At 68.8% G+C, this 3,053-nt stretch carries 4 protein-coding genes; all 4 read right to left on the minus strand.

Annotation, left to right across the window (positions count from 1 at the left end):
- A partial coding sequence (locus HUK84_RS13640) for a recombination protein O N-terminal domain-containing protein (protein WP_176640774.1) occupies positions 1–164 on the minus strand: 164 nt, incomplete at its 3' end.
- A gap of 43 nt (positions 165–207) precedes the next feature.
- Positions 208–1,113, minus strand: coding sequence for a translation elongation factor Ts (gene tsf, locus HUK84_RS13645; protein WP_176640775.1), 906 nt, complete (start codon positions 1,111–1,113; stop codon positions 208–210).
- A 255-nt stretch (positions 1,114–1,368) separates the two neighbouring features.
- Positions 1,369–2,148, minus strand: a complete 780-nt coding sequence (gene rpsB, locus HUK84_RS13650) for a 30S ribosomal protein S2 (RefSeq protein WP_176640776.1) — start codon at positions 2,146–2,148, stop codon at positions 1,369–1,371.
- A 202-nt stretch (positions 2,149–2,350) separates the two neighbouring features.
- A partial coding sequence (locus tag HUK84_RS13655; RefSeq protein ID WP_246285678.1) for an OB-fold nucleic acid binding domain-containing protein occupies positions 2,351–3,053 on the minus strand: 703 nt, incomplete at its 5' end.

A 3,053-nucleotide genomic window follows, 5' to 3' on the forward strand; every position in this document is an offset into this window, starting at 1 on the left:
CGGATCAGGTTGCCGGGCTGCCACAGCGCCCGGTTGGCCCGCGCCGTGCCCCCGCGCGCCAGGCCGTGGACCAGCCCGTATTCCTCGGTCAGCAGGTGAATGATGGCGCTGCTTTCGCCATAGGGTGCCGCGGACAGCACAAGGGCGGGTACCTCCCATTCCATCAGGAAGGCCCCGCCCCGTCCAGGCTCAATGATGCCGCGTCGATCAGACGCCGGCCGCCTTGGCGACCTCGGCCGCGAAGTCGTTCTCTTCCTTCTCGATGCCTTCGCCCAGTTGGAAGCGATCGAACGCCACCAGCTTGGCGCCGGCCTTCTCGACGATCTTGCGCACCCGGCTTTCGCCGTCATGCACCCACACCTGCTCCAGCAGGACCACTTCCTCGTAGAACTTGCGGATGCGGCCCTCGACCATCTTCTCGATGATCGCCTCGGGCTTGCCTGACGCACGGGCCTGCTCGATCAGGACGGCGCGCTCGCGCTCCAGCGACGCCGGATCGACGCTGTCGATATCCAGCGCGGCCGGACGGGTCGCGGCGACATGCATGCCGACCTGGCGGCCCAGAATCTCCAGCGCCTCGTTGCCCGACGGGGCCTCGATCGCGGCCAGAACGCCGATCTTGCCCAGGCCCGGACGCACGGCCGAATGGATGTAGCTGGCCACGACGCCCGACGGCACGCTCAGCACGCGCGCGCGGCGGATCGACATGTTCTCACCGATCGTGGCGATCAGGTGGGTCAGTTCGTCGGCGACCGTGCGGCCGCTCTCCAGCACCACGGCCTTGATCTTCTCCAGGTCCTCGCCGGCGGTCAGCGCGGCCTTGGCCACGGCCTCGACAAAATTCTGGAAGCTCTCGTTACGGGCGACGAAGTCGGTCTCGGCATTCACCTCGACCATCGCGGCGACGCAGTCGGACGACGCGACGCCGACCAGGCCCTCGGCCGTCACGCGGCCGGACTTCTTCGCCGCAGCGGCCAGGCCCTTCTTGCGCAGCCAGTCGATCGCGCCCTCGATCTCGCCGCCGGCCTCGTTCAGGGCCTTCTTGCAGTCCATCATGCCGGCGCCGGTCTTCTCGCGAAGTTCCTTCACCAGGGCTGCGGTAATCTCCGCCATATCCGTCTCTCCTCAAGGCAGGCGCGCCCAGCCGAACCGGCAGGGCGCGCGCTTGCGTCTGTCATCATGCCGGTTCCCCCCGCTGGCCGCCGATGCCGCACGGGCGAAACCCCTCACACTCCAGCCCGCCCGGTGCCGCACGCGCGGGAAGCGCCTGCATGTCCCGTCAGCGAACGGACACGGCAAGCATTATCCGAACGGCCCGCCGGTCCGGGAGATTCTTGGGTGAATCGTCCCGCCGGGCGGGCCACGGCGTCAGACCGCCTGGGCCTCGGCGGCGTCGGCCTCGGCCACGGTGTCGATCGGCAGTTCCTCGGCCGCGCCGAAATCCTGGCCCGACGCGCCCAGCTCGGCCGAAATGCCGTCCAGGACCGCGCCCGATACCAGCTCGCAATACAGCGCGATGGCGCGGATGGCGTCGTCATTGCCCGGGATCGGGAAGGTCACGCCGCGCGGGTCGGAATTGCTGTCCAGCACCGCCACGACCGGAATGCCCAGCTTGTTGGCTTCCTCGACCGCCAGCTTCTCCTTGTTCGTGTCGATGACGAACAGGATATCCGGCAGGCCGCCCATTTCCTTGATGCCGCCCAGCGAGCGTTCCAGCTTCTCGCGGTTGCGGGTGATGTCCAGGATTTCCTTCTTCGTCAGGCCCTGGGTATCGCCGGCCAGCATGTCGTCGATCTGGCGCAGGCGCTTGATCGAACCGGTGATGGTCTTCCAGTTCGTCAGCATGCCGCCCAGCCAGCGATGGTTGACGTAGTACTGGCCGCAACGCTTCGCGGCATCGGCGATCTGGTCCGCCGCGGCGCGCTTGGTGCCGACGAACAGCACGCGGCCGCCGCCGGCCACGGTGTCGCGAATCGCCTTCAGCGCACGGTCCAGCATCGGCACCGTCTGCTGCAGGTCGATGATGTGAACCTGGTTGCGCACGCCGAACAGGAACGGCGCCATGCGCGGGTTCCAGCGGCGGGTGTGGTGTCCGAAATGCACGCCGGCTTCCAATAGCTGGCGCATCGTGAAATCGGGCATAGCCATGATCGGCCAAATCCTTGCTCTTCTGGTTGGTCCTCCGCGAAGCGCCGGTCCCGCGCGGGACACCAGAGGCATTGCTTCGCGTGCGAATTGCCGGCCGAACCGGCCGACGGGCGTCGATATGACGATTTTTCCCACGCAATGCAAGCGCCCGCCGGCCGAAAACCGCCAACACAAGGCGCCCGGAGGTCCCTGGGCCGGCCGGCTAGCCCTGCTCGACCTTCTCCACGCCGGGCACGGCGCGGATCATCTGCGCCATGCGCGGCGTCACCCGGTACGCGCCCCCCAGGCGCACCTCGACATCCCGCGTCTCGGCCACCGAGGGCAGCAGGATCACCTTGCCGCGTCCCCCCTTCTCGTCGGACAGGATGGAATGGATCGGGCCGATCGCCTCCTCGCGGTCGAACCAGATGCGCAGTTCCGCCGCCGCGTCCGCCGCCGCCTGCTCCAGCGACACGACGTCGCTGGCGGTGATGCGCAGCGCGTCGCCATCCAGGCGCAGCTCGGCGCTGACCAGCACGGCGGTCCCGGCGGTCAGCACGTCGCGGGTGCGCGACAGCACTTCGGAAAACAGCGTGACTTCGCACCCGCCGCTGGCGTCCGACAGGCGCACCCAGGCCATCTTGCTGCCGGTGCGGGTCGGGCGCTCCTTGCGGTCGATCACGCAGCCGGCGACCTTCACCCGCGTCAGCCCGGCCTGGGCCGCGGCTTCCAGCCCGCTGGCCCGCACCACTCCCAGCCGGCGCATCAACAGTCCGTACGAATCCAGCGGATGCGCCGTCATGTGAAAGCCGATCGCCTCGGCCTCCATGCTCAGCCGCTCGAATTCCGGCCAGTCCGCCACCTCCGGCAGGCGCAGCGGCTCGGGCGACGCGTTCCCGCCGCCGCCGAACAGCCCGATCTGCCCG

Source organism: Nguyenibacter vanlangensis, assembly GCF_013376155.1.
Taxonomy (GTDB): domain Bacteria; phylum Pseudomonadota; class Alphaproteobacteria; order Acetobacterales; family Acetobacteraceae; genus Gluconacetobacter; species Gluconacetobacter vanlangensis.